Origin of the sequence: Chroococcidiopsis sp. CCALA 051 (assembly GCF_003015105.1) — a bacterium.
Classification (GTDB): Bacteria; Cyanobacteriota; Cyanobacteriia; order Cyanobacteriales; family Chroococcidiopsidaceae; genus Chroococcidiopsis; species Chroococcidiopsis thermalis.
In genome coordinates this window covers 1-15,145 of record NZ_PYCI01000093.1, presented here as the reverse complement: position 1 = coordinate 15,145, position 15,145 = coordinate 1, and the positions used below count along the sequence as shown (strand labels likewise).

Sequence of the window (15,145 nt, the reverse complement as noted above, 5' to 3'; positions counted from 1 at the left end):
AACTGCCCAAACCACTATCAGCTATTTGTAAATCTTCTAACATGAGCAGCTCAGATCTCCCCAATCTCTGGGTTCCTTTGATGCTTTTAGGCTTCATCATTATCGCCGCTATTTTCTTCAGCCGTAGCCGCTAGCAGAGGGACTAAGGAAGAGTTGTAGAGATGTTACATGTAGCGTCTCTACAACTCTCTACTCCCCATTTAATACAATCGATTCAACACGTAATCGCTCATATTAATCAAGGCTTGTCGAGACTCTGAAACTGGAAGATAACCGATACACTCTACTGCTTGGTTAGCGTGGTAAGAGGCTAACTCTCTAGCTTTTTGAATGCCTTGACTATCTTTGATTAATGCCAAAGCTTCATCTAGATCCCCTTCTTGCTCGAATCGCCGTTCGACTAAGACTTCAAGATAAGGCTTTTCTGCCAGAGCGTACAAAGCGGGTGCGGTTAAATTACCGCTTTTGAGATCCGATCCGGCTGGCTTACCCAACACTTCTGTCGAGCCTGTAAAGTCCAAAATATCGTCCACGACTTGGAATGCTAAACCTAAGTGACGACCGTAGCCATACATGCGATCGACAATTTCTTTTGAGCCGCCACTGAGTATACCCGCAGCCTTAGAGCTATTAGCAATCAAAGAAGCTGTTTTGTAATAGCTTTTATCTAAGTAAGCTTCAATCGTCATTGCGGTATCGAATCGAGTCATTCCCTGCTGAATCTCGCCTGTGGCGAAGTTCATAATCACTTCCGAAAGCAGTTTGACCACTTCCAGATTGTCTAAGTTGGCTAAATGCCACGAAGCCTGAGCGAATAAAAAGTCGCCTGCTAAGATGGCAATCCGGTTGTCAAACAAGCTATGGACGGTAGGAACGCCGCGCCGCATTGGAGCTTCATCTACTACGTCGTCGTGTACTAGACTTGCCGTATGGATCATCTCCGTAATTTCCGCAAGTCGGCGGTGACGGAGAGTAATATCCTCATCTAGCATCGTCGCCCGCGACATCAGCAAAACAATTGCTGGTCGCACCCGCTTTCCTCCAGCTCCAAACAAGTACTCTGCTGCGGCGGAGAGGATGGGATGACGAGTTCCTACTAGTTCTATTAGGTTCTCTGACAGTATACGCAGGTCTGCTTCAACTGGAGAAAATAGGGAAGTCGCTGATGTCATGAAGGAGCTGACTCTAATAGTTTTTTACGAAATTTTACATATTCTGTACTCATTTTAAGCTAAGCCTCGGCAAGGGGGAAGTTTTGGTAAATGTAATTTTTCGCAATCGTCGCGATCGCCCTAATGCATCTCCTGCAAAAAATTGTCGTAGCCTTAGCTACAATTAAGCAAAAAGACTTAGAAAAACTTCGCTTTGTCAAAGTCATCCTTCCCAAGTTCAGTAAATTTACCCAAGATTTCTCTATCCGATCGTTGATTTTCAATTTAGAGGCAACATGAGTGACTAAAAGTCTAGATTCATGTGTTAGCCTAGATACTGAAGCATTTAAACCAATTCACAAATTCAACACAGTCGAGCAAGTTGCCAAGAGGTAACGAGATCGGCTGAGTCGATTAGGTGAGCATACCCAAACGCAACCCAGAACCTCGGCATCGTTCCGAAACTTTTAAGTGCCAGTCAGTTAATTTTGTTTGGTAGACCTGCTAGCGCTTAAAGGTTTTGAATAGAGAGATAATCTCGGAAATTAAGTTAGTGGTGTGCGGAAAACAGTGAGGAAACCAGCAGCTGGCGAGGCATTCGTTTGACTGACTGGTAGGAACTTATTGCGACGTGGAAACTGCCAAAAGCTGCTTTTGGTCGATGCTTTGCGCTGTCTTATTTTCTAAACATTATTTCTCTTTCTTGACTCGCTGGCGGCACAATGACTTACGGCAACGTACCCATGATTATTCCTTGCTTGGCAACTGGTTATTTATTGACTGTTTACCTTTTACTACTGTTAGCGCAAAGGCAGGTAAAAAATCCCGAGACTCGGGACATCTCTACTCCTAAAGAGGAAGGGTTGGGTCAACTATCAGCGACCAGCGACCAATGACCGTGTAGAGACGTTACATGTAACGTCTCTACAAACGTCTCTAGTCCAAAAGTTCTAGGGGATAACTGGGAGTAAGGACTGTTTCTAAATTAACTTTTTCCACCACAGGAGCATAACCCAGCCATCGGACGGAGGACTGGATAAACTGCTGGGGGCAACCGCTGACACAAAAGCGAGTTGGCATCGGTGGTAAATTATTTCGCAGTCCTAGTAAATCGAGTTCGCAAGCTACGGCTTTGACAACGTGAATTGCCGGATCGACCAGCTTGATGCTGTTAGGTAAAAGCGATCGCAGCACGGGTGATAAATGAGGATAGTGGGTACAGCCGTAGATCAGAGTATCGATTTGCTGCTGAATTAAGGGAGCCAGATAGCGCCGTGCTACCTCTTTAGTGTATGGCTCGTTGATCCGATTATCTTCGATCAGAGGCACGAATTCGGGACAACCGACTTGCCAGACTTTAGCAGTACTATCAATTTCTTGAATTGCCTGTGGAAAAGCGTTGCTAGCAGCAGTTGCTGGAGTTGCAATTACACCGATGCGTTTACCTTGTTTTACCGCCGCCTTTGCTCCAGGTAAAATCACACCCAAAATGGGAAACGGAAATTCCCACCGCACCGTCTCTAAAGCTAGAGCGGAACCCGTGTGACAAGCCATCACGACCATTTTTACCTGCTGCTGTTGCATCCAGCAGAGGATTTCGCGAGTAAATTGTACGATCTCGGCTGGCGATCGCGTGCCGTAGGGTAGGCGAGCCGTATCGCCAAAGTATAAAATAGATTCGTTTGGTAGCTGCCGATACAGCTGAGTTAAAACAGTAAGACCACCCACACCACTATCAAATACGCCAATTGGCGATTGTTGGGGTTCTCGACTGGGAAAATCGGAAGGATTATTGATAGAAAGATAGGAATAAAACACAGTTCGAGCTTAACCCGTTAATTATGCTTAGCACAGAACCTATGGGTAAGTTTGTTAACTGGTATTAGCAAAAGCGGCAACCAGCAACGCAAACCCATCCGTCAAGTTGATAATTAACACTGACATTACCGTAGTGTCAACGTTGTTGTTTAATGTACTGAAGAACACCCTGAGCAATCGCTTCTGCCAGTTGATTTTGATAAGCAGCCGTTTTCAAACGCGGTGCGTCATGTTTCCCTGTCATGAACCCAGTTTCTACCAAAACAGCTGGCATAGAACTCTTGCGTAGGACGTAAAATCTAGCCTTTCTCACGCGGCGATCGCGAAGATTTGGAACATTTCGCAACATAGCATTGTGAACTGTCACGGCTAGATTGTAGCCGCTATCAAAATAATAAGTCTCCAAACCGCTGATATCTGGGCGCGTAGGCAAGGAATTAGCGTGGATGCTGACGAACAAGTCGGCATTTACTCGCTCGGCGATATCTACCCGTCCTTGTAGCCCTACAAAATAGTCGCTATCCCGCGTCAGCACGACATGAACGCCATTTTGTTCCAATATCTGAGCAACTCGATTGCTAATTGGCAGAATGATATCTTTTTCGTGCACTCCTCCTACAACTGCCCCTGGATCTTTACCACCATGTCCTGGGTCAATGACAACGATTGTTTTCCCATTGCGATCGCGGGCTCGAGGTGGTGCTGCGGGTACTGGCGGCGGAACGGAAATTGAAGGATTAGTCGTTGGAGAGGATGGCGGGACTAGAACCATCGACGAGCGCTTTAAATCTAGCGAGAGAAACTCTGGGCTGGGTTGCTCGACCTCTCCCACTCGTATTCCCGCCGCTGGCTGGACTAGAATCGTAACCGTGCGCGGATCGGTCTGCCGCAAGCGCACCCTTAAAACTGGGCTATTGGTATCTAAAGTTGGTCCCTGTACCGTTCTAGCTAATTGGGCATTGGTAATAGTAATGCTGTAGGCAGCAGACGACCGATCCCAACCACTGGCATAGACTAAAGTTCGATCGCCTTTGACGTAGAGGCGATCGCCCCGCAAGTCCACCGATTCAATTGTGGCTAATTCTGTCGTTCTGTTGCGTCGCTCTGTACTAGCGCGATCCGTATACCGATTTCGACTCGGAAGTAAAACGACTCCACCGAATTGATTGCCCAACTGACCGCCAAATCGACTCACCATTGCCCGCCAGTTAGGGCTATCGCGATCGACTTCCATCGTGAGGCGGACTATAGGCTGCTCGGACTGAGCTTGACTGAGGACAATCTTTTTCACCCCAAAACGGCTAAATGCCCTTGGGGGCAAGAAATTAGGTGCTAAACTTGCACCTTTGAGATCGACAATAATTTTGTCTTTGTCCCCATCGGAGTTGCGATCGACATTAACATCGAGCTTGCCAGTGCCAACAGTACGGATAAAAAAGCCATCACCCGTAGCACGAACGCCTTGTACTTGCAAGCCGTTGACAGATGGAGTAGGCGTGGCTGGCGCAGTAGTACCACTGGTGCGCCGTAAATACTGCCTGGGTGGAGAGACAGCAGGACTAGGATTGGATAAAGGCGCTGCTTCTAATGGTCTTGGCGCTGCGATCGTCAAAGGTGCAGTAGTCGCAGCTGGCTGCTCCACAGGTGGCTGTGGAGATTCTGGAGGCGTAGTCGCAGCTGGTGGCTCCACAGGTGGCTGCGGAGATTCTGAGGACGCAGACTCATCTGACGACTGCGGTGCAGGAGCGGGAGACGAGCTAGCAATTTTTTCTGGCTGCGGCAATTGCACCAACCAATGACTGGGAGAAGCACCGCGAACCTTTACCTGGTTAGGGTCGAGACTATACTCTGGACTGAGTTCGAGCGCAATCCGCGTCGTTTTTTGGTCAACCTGTCCAATTCGGAGAGCGCGAAACGCTCCACCCGCTTTCTGTTTGACTGTCGTTCGCTTCAGAGCTGTCCCCGGCAAGTCAATCACTAGGCGCGTGGGGTTAAATACCAGCTTTGCTCTGGGTTGAACTTTGCCTTCTGTTTTGATTTCCAGTCGATTTTGTTTGGCATTAAAATGCCACGATTTCAGACTCGCCGCCTCAGTAGGAGACGAGATTAGAAAAATGCCTAAAGTACTGGGTAAAAGCCAGTATAATTTCACGGTGCTTTCTCCTTATGCGCATGCATCCCAGCTGTCAACGTCTCCTCTGTTGGCGCTGTTTCACTCCATCCGATCCCGCAGTGTCGAGCCAATGCCGACCATGAGTATACCTGAGTCCTCCAATAATGGTTGAAACTAGATTTAAACATAATGTGAAATGCTTCTCATCAAATTTGACGATTCGCGCTTCATATAAGTATTCCCATTGCAGTCCGCTCACACCAACAAGCGATCGATTAATTTATCTCAATTGAGCCATTGATTTTCAGAAAAATTTAACTGAGTAGCAGAAGATTTCAGTAGTGTAATGCATAATTTTTCAAATGCTAATAGTTTCTTGACCCTCCTTATCCGATCGCGTTTTTTAATTTAGTACCGCATCTTGCGGCTGCGATCGCAGTTTGCCCGTAACAGAACGATAAAAGTACATCAAAATTTACAAATTTCAGGAGTGAGGAGCGAGGAGTGAGGAGTGAGGGAAATTTATGATTTTGGCTTGTGGAATTGAATTTCTTCCTTGTCCTCCTGTCCTCCTTGTCTTACTACACGGGAGTTTCTGGTTCACCTCCTACAGCAGTGGTGGGGGGAAAGACGAAACGCAAGAGGGGGGGTGCTAAAAATGTGGTAAGAATCACCATCATGATAATGGCAGCTTCTAGTGGTTTAGAAAGAACGCCGCTTGCAGAACCAACACCAGCAAATACTAGTCCTACCTCGCCTCTAGGAATCATGCCTACCCCGATCGCTAAACGATTGATGCCAGGTTGTCCGAAGACGGCAGCACCCGTGACAACTTTACCGACGATTGCCACAGCAATCAGAAAGATAGCAATAATCAACCCCTCGCGGTTACTGGGAACGGCGGGATTGAGAACTCCCAAGTCGGTTTTTGCCCCTACAGTGACAAAAAAGATGGGAACGAGCATATCCGCGATCGGTACGACTTGTTTCTGAAGTTCTTTGCGCTTATCAGTTTCGTCTAGCACTAAACCAGCGGCAAATGCTCCTAAAATCGCCTCTAGATGGATTGCCGCAGCTAAGTATGACATGACAAAAGCAAAGATAAAAGCTGGGATGACTAATTCACCGCGCGTCTTGAGGCGATCGACAACTGTAACAAAGGTTTTGTTGAAAACATTGCCAAGTAGAATTGCCCCTAACAAAAAACCAGTGGCACTAATAATCAGATAAATGACATTACCCACGTCCACTTCGCCAGTTTTCGCCAAGCTTGCCACCACTGCCAGCACGATGATACCTAGTACATCATCAATTACGGCGGCTCCTAAGATAATTTGACCTTCTCTTGAGTTGAGAGTTCCCAGTTCCGACAAGACTTTGGAAGTAATACCAATACTCGTTGCAGTCAAGGCAGCACCAGCAAAAATCGCAGGCACGGCAGGTACACCAAACCATATCATCAACCCTGCCGTACCTGCACCAAACGGCACGGCTACCCCTACACAAGCCACCACAGCCGCTTGGATACCGACTGCCATTAATTCTTTTAAATTTGATTCCAGCCCAATTTCAAACAGCAGGATCACCACACCCAACTCAGCCAAAACTGAAATCACTTCGCTTTGAGCGGCATAAGTGGGAGCGACTTCCTCCGGTGCTAGTCCTGCGGTAGTTTGAAGGAAATTCATAATCAGAGAACTCGTAGCATCAGCCCCACCTTCTGGAAACACCAATAGATGTAAGGCAGAAACTCCGACAATGACACCACCCACCAGTTCGCCTAAAACTGGAGGTAAACCAAAGCGGTTAGAGATTTCTCCACCCACTTTGCTAGCAAAGTAAATGACGACCAAACTTAGCAGCACTCCTGCTAGCACCAAAGCACTATTTGCCTCTGCTTCTGGCGCAGTTAGCAGTAAAGGCGTAGATCCCCACAGAGTAAAATTACTTACCCAGCTAAAACCATCTAACTCCATTAGCTGTCCAAAAATCATCCTTTTCAATTTACTAGTTTTGGGGAGTCAGTTATCAGTTGTCAGTTAACAGTTAACAGGGAGTAGGGAGCAGAGAGCAGAGGAGAGAATAACAACCAATGGCTAATGACCAAAAAATATACCTGGCAGCGATCGCTACCAGGTATGTTTTCTTCAGCAGTCGTCAAAGCTAACTGCTCAAACCTAACTTATAGGTTATTTTCTAGCCAGCACAGCCATGACTTGCGCCATTTGCTGTTTTAACCGTTCTATATCTGCCTGCATAGCAGCAATTTTTCCATTCAAAGCTTGCAGATCGGATGATGATGTGCTGGTTCCAGTTGCTGTTGCAGCCACCTGTGGCGCTACTGGTGCTGTTGCTCCTCCTTGGCGCGGCAGTTTTGACTTCACCATTGCCGCTTTAATTGCGCCAATTAAATCTTTTTGCTCGAACGGTTTAGGAATAAATTCAAAATACTCGAATGGCTCTGGAATTTTCTCGACAACTTCTTCTTTGCGTCCCGACATTAAGACTAAAGGAATTTTTTGGAGTTCGGCATTTTGTTGGATTTGCTGATACACCTCCCAGCCGCTGAGTTTAGGTAACAAAAAATCAAGCATAATCAGGTTCGGTCGTTCTTGACGAATTAAGTTGAGTCCTTCCAAACCATCTTTTGCTTCTAAAACATCAAAGTTGCCAGGTGGCAACATTTCTTTGACGCGCATCCGAATTACGCGACTGTCATCGATAACTACGATTTTGTTACTTGCCACAACTGACTCCTCGGCAATGAATTTTAAGGGAATAAGATGGAAAAATACGATTTAAAGGCGAGAATATCTGGTTGTGCAGTCTAGAAAATGAGTGCGGCAGATATTAGTTAACTGTAAATTTAAATTCTCGATCGCCAACATCTCGAACTCGCTCAATTGAAACACGTAAGTGAGAGTAAAAGCCACCTGGAATACACCAGTAACATGCTTTTCTAGCTAACCTTGCACAACAAAACTACGAACTAAACCTAACGCTGTTCGCGTTTTGTCTCCAAGGGAATTTTTACTGATTGCGCGATCGCAAAATTTTCCTTAAATAGATATAGTTCGGTAAATTTTCGGTCGGCAAATTGTCTATCAAAAGGGTAATTGGTAATTGGTAGTCGGTAATGGGGAATTGGTGATTAGTAGTTAATAATGGAAGTTGGTCACTGGTCACTGGTCACTGGTCACTGAATATATGACTCTATCTTCTCGTTCTGAGTTCAAGTCGGAAATTGAGGCTTTACCGTCATGGCTGCGCCGACCGATTGGTAAGGCAAGCGAATTATCTACAGTTCAAAGAATTATTAAGCAGCGACAGATTCACACGATTTGCGAGGAGGGACGCTGCCCGAACCGAGGCGAATGCTACGCCCAAAAGACAGCCACTTTTTTACTGATGGGTCCAACTTGCACTAGGTCTTGTGCTTTTTGTCAAGTGGATAAAGGTCACGCACCCATGCCACTCGATCCAGAAGAACCGCAGAAGGTCGCAGAGGCTGTGCAGTCACTAGGATTGCACTATGTCGTCTTGACTTCTGTAGCGCGGGATGATTTGGCAGACCAAGGAGCAAGTTGGTTTGTTGCTACCATGACAGCAATTCGCGATCGCAGTCCTCAAACGCAAATTGAAGTATTAACTGCTGATTTTTGGGGTGGTACGGGCGCGGGAGACGTAAGGCAAAGGGAGAGAATTGCTACGGTTGTAGAGGCAAAACCAGCTTGTTATAACCACAACATTGAAACTGTCAAAAGACTGCAAGGACGGGTCAGAAGAGGAGCTAAATACGATCGCTCGTTGCAAGTCCTGCAAGCAGTTAAAGAAATCGACCCGAGTATTCCGACAAAATCTGGGTTAATGTTGGGGCATGGGGAGACAGTAGAAGAAGTTGTTGAAACGATGGCAGATCTTAGAGCAATCCGCTGCGATCGCTTGACAATTGGGCAGTACATGCGCCCCTCCTTAGAACACCTACCCGTCCAAAAATACTGGACTCCCGAAGAATTCGAGGAATTAGGCGCGATCGCTCGCGATCTAGGGTTTAGCCACGTCCGTTCCGCGCCTTTGGTGCGTAGCTCCTACCATGCGGGGGAACAGTGACCAGTGACCAGTTATCACTTAAAAGTGGCTGGTGGCTAGTGGCTAGTGGGTCAACGCTTTTGTCTAGTCACGAGTCACCAGCCACTAGTCACTCGTTTCACAAAAATATTTTTAACGGAAGTAGGCAAGGTGTACCGCTGTTTGGTATTTCTGTAGATGCCCTTATTTTGAGGAGAAAAGCTTATGGCTGCTCAAGCAACTAAACCAACTGTCGGTCAAGATGTTGCTAAATCTAATGCTAACGCTCCGTTTCCTTTTCGGACGATAGTTAGCTTGATCCTGCTAGCAGGTAACATTCTGGTAGCTGCTATTTACTTCCACGTTATCAATCCATAGTTGTCTGGCGGCTAGTCAGTTGGTGGCTAGTGACTAGCGATCGCCGGTCACTGACTTCCTAGCCGAATCAAATCGTACCTTTGAATAATCCTTTCGGGCGTATCAACAGCACCAGAATCATAATGAACAGACCTACACCTTGTTTGTATTGAGAACCAAGGAAAGGAGTGCTGAGTTCTTGGGTAACGCCAATCACCAAAGCAGCAGCGATCGCGCCGTATGGGTTGCCGATTCCACCTAAAATTGTGGCAGCAAACATCGGCAAAATTAAAAACCAGCCCATATTCGGTCTGACGGCTGTAATCAAGCCGTACATGCTACCACCTAAAGCCGTGAGGCTGCCAGCGATCGCCCACGTCCAAAGTACGACGCGATCGACATCAATCCCAGATACACGCGCCAAGTCGAGGTTGTCAGCAACAGCACGCATCGCCTTGCCAATCTTCGTATTTTGTAATAGATAGTGCAGCGCCAAAATAACGATAACTGCTAAAAGCATTACTATAAGTTGATTTTGGGGAATTCTGATTCCTAAAATTTCTCTGGCTGGACTGGTAGGAATATCGTAACTTTTGTTACTACCACCCCAGATTAAAATAATTCCATTACGGAGAAATAAAGCGAGTCCAATCGAAATAATAATGAGCGTGGTGGAAGTGGCACGCCGCGATCGCATATTTGACCAGATCAGCTTTTCAGATATCAGCATTGCTGCTACAGTGCCAATTGCACCGAGTAACATTGAGAGCCAAATATTAATGCCGCTCGTATTGGCTAGCAAAGTTAAATAAGCGCCCAAAGTCATAAAATCGCCGTGGGCAAAGTTAGCCAGCCGTAGAATGCCATAAGTCAGCGTCAGTCCTACCGCAGCTAAAGCAATAATGCTACCTACAGCTACCCCATTAACAAATAATTGAGCCAGTTGTGCGTCCATACAGGTATCAGTTATCAGTTATCAGTTATCAGTGTAGAGATGTTATGGGTAAAACCTGTACAAAAGCAACAAAGTGGCTGGTGGCTGGTGGCTGGTGGCGAGAGATTAATTAATTGTGCATTGCAACTGCTGTACGGGCGGGTTTTGAGTCAAGATTTATTGCCTCAACTGTCAATTCTTTTGCTAAACCCGCCCCTACGACTTGCCTCTTGCCTCTTGCCTCTTGTAAAGTGCATTCATTTCATGTTTTTAAATTCAACTTTTGTGAATGCTCGGGTCTAAATCTTTTAACACTCTCCATATACACCTAGTATTTCTAGTTGTCCTTGCTGTTTTACCGTTATATCTGTTCTTTTTCATTCACAATGCCGATCGCGTTCCTCAGTTTGAGTGTACGGTACTGACGCTAGCCGCAACGGTGGCAATGGCGATCGTCTGGGTGGGAATTGAAGTTGTGCTGGGGCGTTGGTTGCGCCTTCTGAATCAAGCAAGTCGTCAATTGGCTGAGCAAGGTAATTTTCGAGTTAGCATTTCAAAATTACGTTATGCTCCATTAGAAATTAGACAATTAGCACAATCTTTTAACGAACTAGCAGATTCTCTAGAACGACAATTTAACCAATTGCGCCATGTAGAAGCAGAGTTACGCCGAGCAAACGATCGCTTCCACATGGGAGCAGCAGCGATTAATGCCACGATTTATGAGTGGGATTTGCAAACTCAAGCAGTCGAAAGAACTCCAGGATTACTCAAGGTCTTAGGTTACGAACCAGAGGAAGCTCCAAATGATGCTGCATGGTGGCACGAGCGCATTCATCCTGATGATTTTCCGCCAGCCTATGCTGTTTTGTCCTCGGCGTTGGCTGGTAATAGTGATGATTTTGAGGCAGAATATCGCCTGCGCGATCGCTACGGTCAGTATATTCATGTTTGGGAACGCGGGCTGATCGTCAGGGACGAGCGAGGGCATCCGTTGCGAATTTTTGGTGGCAGTCTGGATCTGACCGAACGCCAACGGGTAGAAGAACAACTGCGGCAGAGCGAAGCACAGTTTCGTCAAATTGCGGAAAATTTACGCGAAGTCTTGTGGATGTCTACCCCTGGACTCACGCAGATTCTCTATGTCAATCCAGCTTACGAACAAATGTGGGGGCGGACTTGTGAAAGTTTGTACGCTCAGCCATCGTCTTTCCTGGCGGGAATCCATCCTGAAGATAGTGCCGCGTTAATTGCCGTTTTGGAGCAAAAGCCCCTGGGGACGAAGCTGTTAGAGGAGTTTAATCATGAATTTCGGATCGTCCGCCCCGATGGTTCGGTGCGTTGTGTACTCTCTCGCGCCTTTCCAATTCACGATCGCGCCGGGAAAGTTTATCGAATTGTGGGACTAGTAGAGGATATTACTCAACGCAAGCAAGCCGAAGTCAAAACCAAGCAGTGGAATGAAACTCTGGAAAAACGAGTGCGGGAACGCACGGCTCAATTGGAGTGCGCGAACGCGGAATTAGATGCTTTTGCGTATTCCGTTTCTCATGACTTACGCGCGCCACTCCGCCACATTCACGGATTTGCCGATGCTTTGGCGCAGCGTTTGGAGTCTACTGCGGCGATCGCCGATCCCAAAATTGCTAGTTACATCCAGACTATTCAAGATAGCAGCATCAGGATGACACAGTTGATTGATGGTTTATTGGCTTTGTCTAGAGCCGGACGGCAACCTTTAGCACAGGTTTCTGTAAGCGTGCGAGAATTGGTTGAGGCAGCGATCGACTTAATTAAAAGTCAAACTTCAGCAAACCGTCAGATCGAATTTATCGTTGGTGACTTGCCCACAATCGACGGCGATCCAGTCTTATTACGACAAGTGTTTGCCAACCTAATTGACAATGCGGTGAAATTTAGTGGCGATCGCCAACCAGCCAGAATAGAAATTGGCACGCTACCAGGAGATAACACCACAATTTTTGTTAAAGACAATGGGGTAGGCTTCCAGATGGAATATGCCGAGCAAATGTTTGGAGCCTTTCAGCGGTTGCACTCCCAAAAAGAATTTAAAGGTACGGGTATTGGATTAGCGATCGTCCAGCGCATCATTCACCGTCACGGTGGCAAAATTTGGGCTGAGAGCATACCCCAACAAGGTGCTACTTTTTTGATGAAATTTAGACTTTCCTGAAGATAGTAGAGCGGAGTAGAAGTTTCGCCAGCTAGGATGTTATTCGTCCAAGCAGAGTCGCTCAAGATCGGGTCTTAGGTAATCTTGACTACCACAGCAGCAGACAATAACTGAAATGCATGTTACGCTCTGGAAATCAGCAGCCACGTAGTGAAATCACTAGATTTTAAAACCTGAATCGGTGTCATTCGCCGTATTGGTTCGTACTGGATGCTATTGCCATGTAAACCCCTGTCCTCGCCCTCTGCTCAGCCAATTATGCAGACTCTAGAGCATTCTCAGGTTATGCAGCGGCAAGAATTGTCAATTGCCGCGCAACTTCACCTGTTAATCGTAGAAGACGTAAAGGCAGATGTCGATTTGATGATACTTGCCCTTGAATCCGCCCAGATCGCTTTTACCTACGATATCGCCAAAAGTCAGAGTGAGTGCCAGCACCTGCTGCAAACTCAAACTTACGATGCAATCTTGGCAGATTATCGGTTACCTCAGTTTACGGCATATCAGGTGTTGCAACTTTTGCAGGCATCTGGGCATGAGATTCCACTGATTCTGGTGACTGGCAGTCTGGGAGAAGAGGCAGCAGTTGATTGCATCAAAGCAGGCATGACAGATTATGTCATGAAAGAGCGGTTGTTTCGCCTACCCGTAGTGTTGAAGCGATCGCTGCAAGAATTTGAACTTCGTCGCCAACAGCAGCAAGCCGCAGCCCGCACTCAACTCCAAGCGCAGCAACAGGCAATTATCAATCACATCGTCCACGCCATGCGTGAAACTTTGGTATTGGATGAGGTGCTGCAAATTACAGCAGATATGCTACACCAAGCTTTAGGTTTGAGTCGTTGCCTAATTTCTCAGCCCAATTCTCAAGCCCAAATGGGAATTTATCATATCAGCGCTGCGACCAGAGAGCGGGAGCATCTACTAGGACATGAATGCTCTCTTTACCCTTTTTATCAAGATAAACTGCTGCGGGGAGAGATGGTTATCGTTCGCGATATGGATGAGAATGTCTCTATGGCAGTTAGAGACGCTGCCGGAGAATGTAACATTCGCGCTTTGATTATCGCCCCTTTGTTGTATCGTCAGTCGTTTCTGGGTGGAATTATCCTGCACCAATGCGAGCGAGAACGAGATTGGACGGAGCAAGAGATTTCTCTAGTCGGAGCAATTAGCGACCAGTGCGCGATCGCCATTCATCAAGTCCAATTATTTTCTCAAGTACAGCAGCAATTACACCGCCAGCAAACTCTCAATCAGATTAGTCAAGCACTCAATTCTATCCTCGATCCAGATGTAATTTTACAAGAAATTGTCAGACTGACTGGTGAATGTTTTGATGTCGATCGACTGTTGATTTTTTCTGTCGATACAGACTCAGTGCAAATTTTGAAAGAGTGGCGAGCCAGCGATCGCATTTACTCAATGCTCAACCTCCAATTTCCCAAATCAGAATGGATCGATCTGATAGATCCTGACTCTGATTTTTACTGTCAGCGCTATTTTCACGCTCCTGACTACTCTCAATTGCCTTCTACGAGAATTAGACAGATGCAAGTAGAACAAGCAAGTACTCGTTCTGTTTTGAGCGTCCCAATTTTTATTCGCGATCGCCTTTTCGGTGGTCTATCTTTGCAGACTACTAACACTTATCGCACTTTTACTCACGAAGAAATTTATTTATTGCAACAAATTGCCGATCAAGCTGCGATCGCCCTCTATAATGCACAAAGTTACGAGCGTTTAGAAGAATTAGTTCAACAACGTACTCAAGAATTAGAAGCAGAAAAATTGGTTTCAGAAACAGCCAATCGAGCTAAGAGTGAATTTTTAAGTAATATCAGCCACGAACTACGGACACCTCTAACGGGAATTTTAGGCTTTTCTGGCGTATTAATGGAACAAATTTTTGGTTCGTTAAATGCCAAACAAAAGCAGTATATTGAATGCATTCATACCTCTGGCAAGCATTTGTTAGACCTGATCAATGACTTACTCGACCTCACTAAAATTGAAGCAGGAAAAGAAGAATTAACCCCAGAAACCTTATCCATTGAAGATATAGCACAAGCTTGTCTATCTCTTTTTCAAGAACGTTGTCGGCAGCGGGGATTAGAATTTCATTTAGCGATCGCTTCTGAGGCAATAACCTGTACTGCCGATCGACGGCGTTTGAATCAAATTCTAGTCAATCTATTATCTAACGCGCTCAAATTTACAGATACGGGTTCGATTACGTTACGCATTGAACAAACATCTCAACAAATTTTATTCTCAGTCATAGATACTGGGATTGGTATTGCGCTAGAAGATTGTGAAGCAATTTTTCAACCATTTCACCAAGTTGATAGTGGTTTGAACCGGAAGTATGAAGGTACGGGACTGGGTTTAGCCTTGTCGCGTCGCCTCGCTCAACTACACGGGGGCGATATTACCGTTCGCTCAGAATTGCGGCGTGGTAGTTGTTTTACTTTGTATTTGCCAGGGAGCAGGGAGTAGTGGCTGGTGAC

At 46.2% G+C, this 15,145-nt stretch carries 11 protein-coding genes; 4 read left to right on the top strand and 7 right to left on the bottom strand.

Annotated elements, in window-relative coordinates; genetic code table 11:
* Window positions 1–200 precede the first annotated feature (200 nt).
* The 6 genes from sds to C7Y66_RS31245 all read right to left on the bottom strand — a co-directional run bounded on the left by sds (window position 201) and on the right by C7Y66_RS31245 (window position 8,268).
* The gene (gene sds / locus C7Y66_RS20495; protein ID WP_015152743.1) at window positions 201–1,172 is read right to left on the bottom strand and encodes a solanesyl diphosphate synthase; all 972 of its coding nucleotides are present in this window, start codon (window positions 1,170–1,172) and stop codon (window positions 201–203) included.
* A gap of 915 nt (window positions 1,173–2,087) precedes the next feature.
* Window positions 2,088–2,969 carry a glutamate racemase gene (murI, locus tag C7Y66_RS20490; protein ID WP_015152746.1) on the bottom strand — a complete coding sequence of 294 codons (882 nt, stop codon included), beginning with the start codon at window positions 2,967–2,969 and terminating at the stop codon, window positions 2,088–2,090.
* Window positions 2,970–3,105: 136 nt separating this feature from the next.
* Window positions 3,106–5,121, bottom strand: coding sequence for an N-acetylmuramoyl-L-alanine amidase (locus tag C7Y66_RS20485; RefSeq protein ID WP_106547011.1), 2,016 nt, complete (start codon window positions 5,119–5,121; stop codon window positions 3,106–3,108).
* Between the two features lie 542 nt (window positions 5,122–5,663).
* A complete protein-coding gene (locus C7Y66_RS20480; RefSeq protein WP_370143951.1) occupies window positions 5,664–7,058 on the bottom strand; it encodes a cation:proton antiporter in 1,395 nt (464 codons plus the stop codon).
* 213 nt (window positions 7,059–7,271) lie between these two features.
* The gene (locus C7Y66_RS20475; protein ID WP_106167184.1) at window positions 7,272–7,829 is read right to left on the bottom strand and encodes a PleD family two-component system response regulator; all 558 of its coding nucleotides are present in this window, start codon (window positions 7,827–7,829) and stop codon (window positions 7,272–7,274) included.
* 283 nt (window positions 7,830–8,112) lie between these two features.
* On the bottom strand, window positions 8,113–8,268 hold the full coding sequence (locus C7Y66_RS31245) for a hypothetical protein (RefSeq protein ID WP_158265965.1): 156 nt from the start codon (window positions 8,266–8,268) through the stop codon (window positions 8,113–8,115).
* A 21-nt stretch (window positions 8,269–8,289) separates the two neighbouring features.
* Here C7Y66_RS31245 and lipA point away from each other — a divergent pair, with 21 nt between their 5' ends.
* Window positions 8,290–9,192 carry a lipoyl synthase gene (gene lipA / locus C7Y66_RS20470; RefSeq protein ID WP_106547009.1) on the top strand — a complete coding sequence of 301 codons (903 nt, stop codon included), beginning with the start codon at window positions 8,290–8,292 and terminating at the stop codon, window positions 9,190–9,192.
* A gap of 183 nt (window positions 9,193–9,375) precedes the next feature.
* Window positions 9,376–9,528, top strand: a complete 153-nt coding sequence (locus tag C7Y66_RS20465) for a photosystem I protein PsaX (RefSeq protein WP_106167186.1) — start codon at window positions 9,376–9,378, stop codon at window positions 9,526–9,528.
* Between the two features lie 67 nt (window positions 9,529–9,595).
* Here C7Y66_RS20465 and C7Y66_RS20460 read toward each other — a convergent pair whose 3' ends face one another.
* The gene (locus tag C7Y66_RS20460; protein ID WP_106167187.1) at window positions 9,596–10,462 is read right to left on the bottom strand and encodes a branched-chain amino acid ABC transporter permease; all 867 of its coding nucleotides are present in this window, start codon (window positions 10,460–10,462) and stop codon (window positions 9,596–9,598) included.
* A 268-nt stretch (window positions 10,463–10,730) separates the two neighbouring features.
* Here C7Y66_RS20460 and C7Y66_RS20455 point away from each other — a divergent pair, with 268 nt between their 5' ends.
* Both C7Y66_RS20455 and C7Y66_RS20450 read left to right on the top strand, forming a co-directional pair.
* Window positions 10,731–12,635 carry a PAS domain-containing protein gene (locus C7Y66_RS20455; RefSeq protein ID WP_106547008.1) on the top strand — a complete coding sequence of 635 codons (1,905 nt, stop codon included), beginning with the start codon at window positions 10,731–10,733 and terminating at the stop codon, window positions 12,633–12,635.
* Window positions 12,636–12,893: 258 nt separating this feature from the next.
* Window positions 12,894–15,134, top strand: a complete 2,241-nt coding sequence (locus tag C7Y66_RS20450; RefSeq protein ID WP_106547007.1) for a GAF domain-containing protein — start codon at window positions 12,894–12,896, stop codon at window positions 15,132–15,134.
* The last annotated feature ends 11 nt before the right edge of the window (window positions 15,135–15,145 follow it).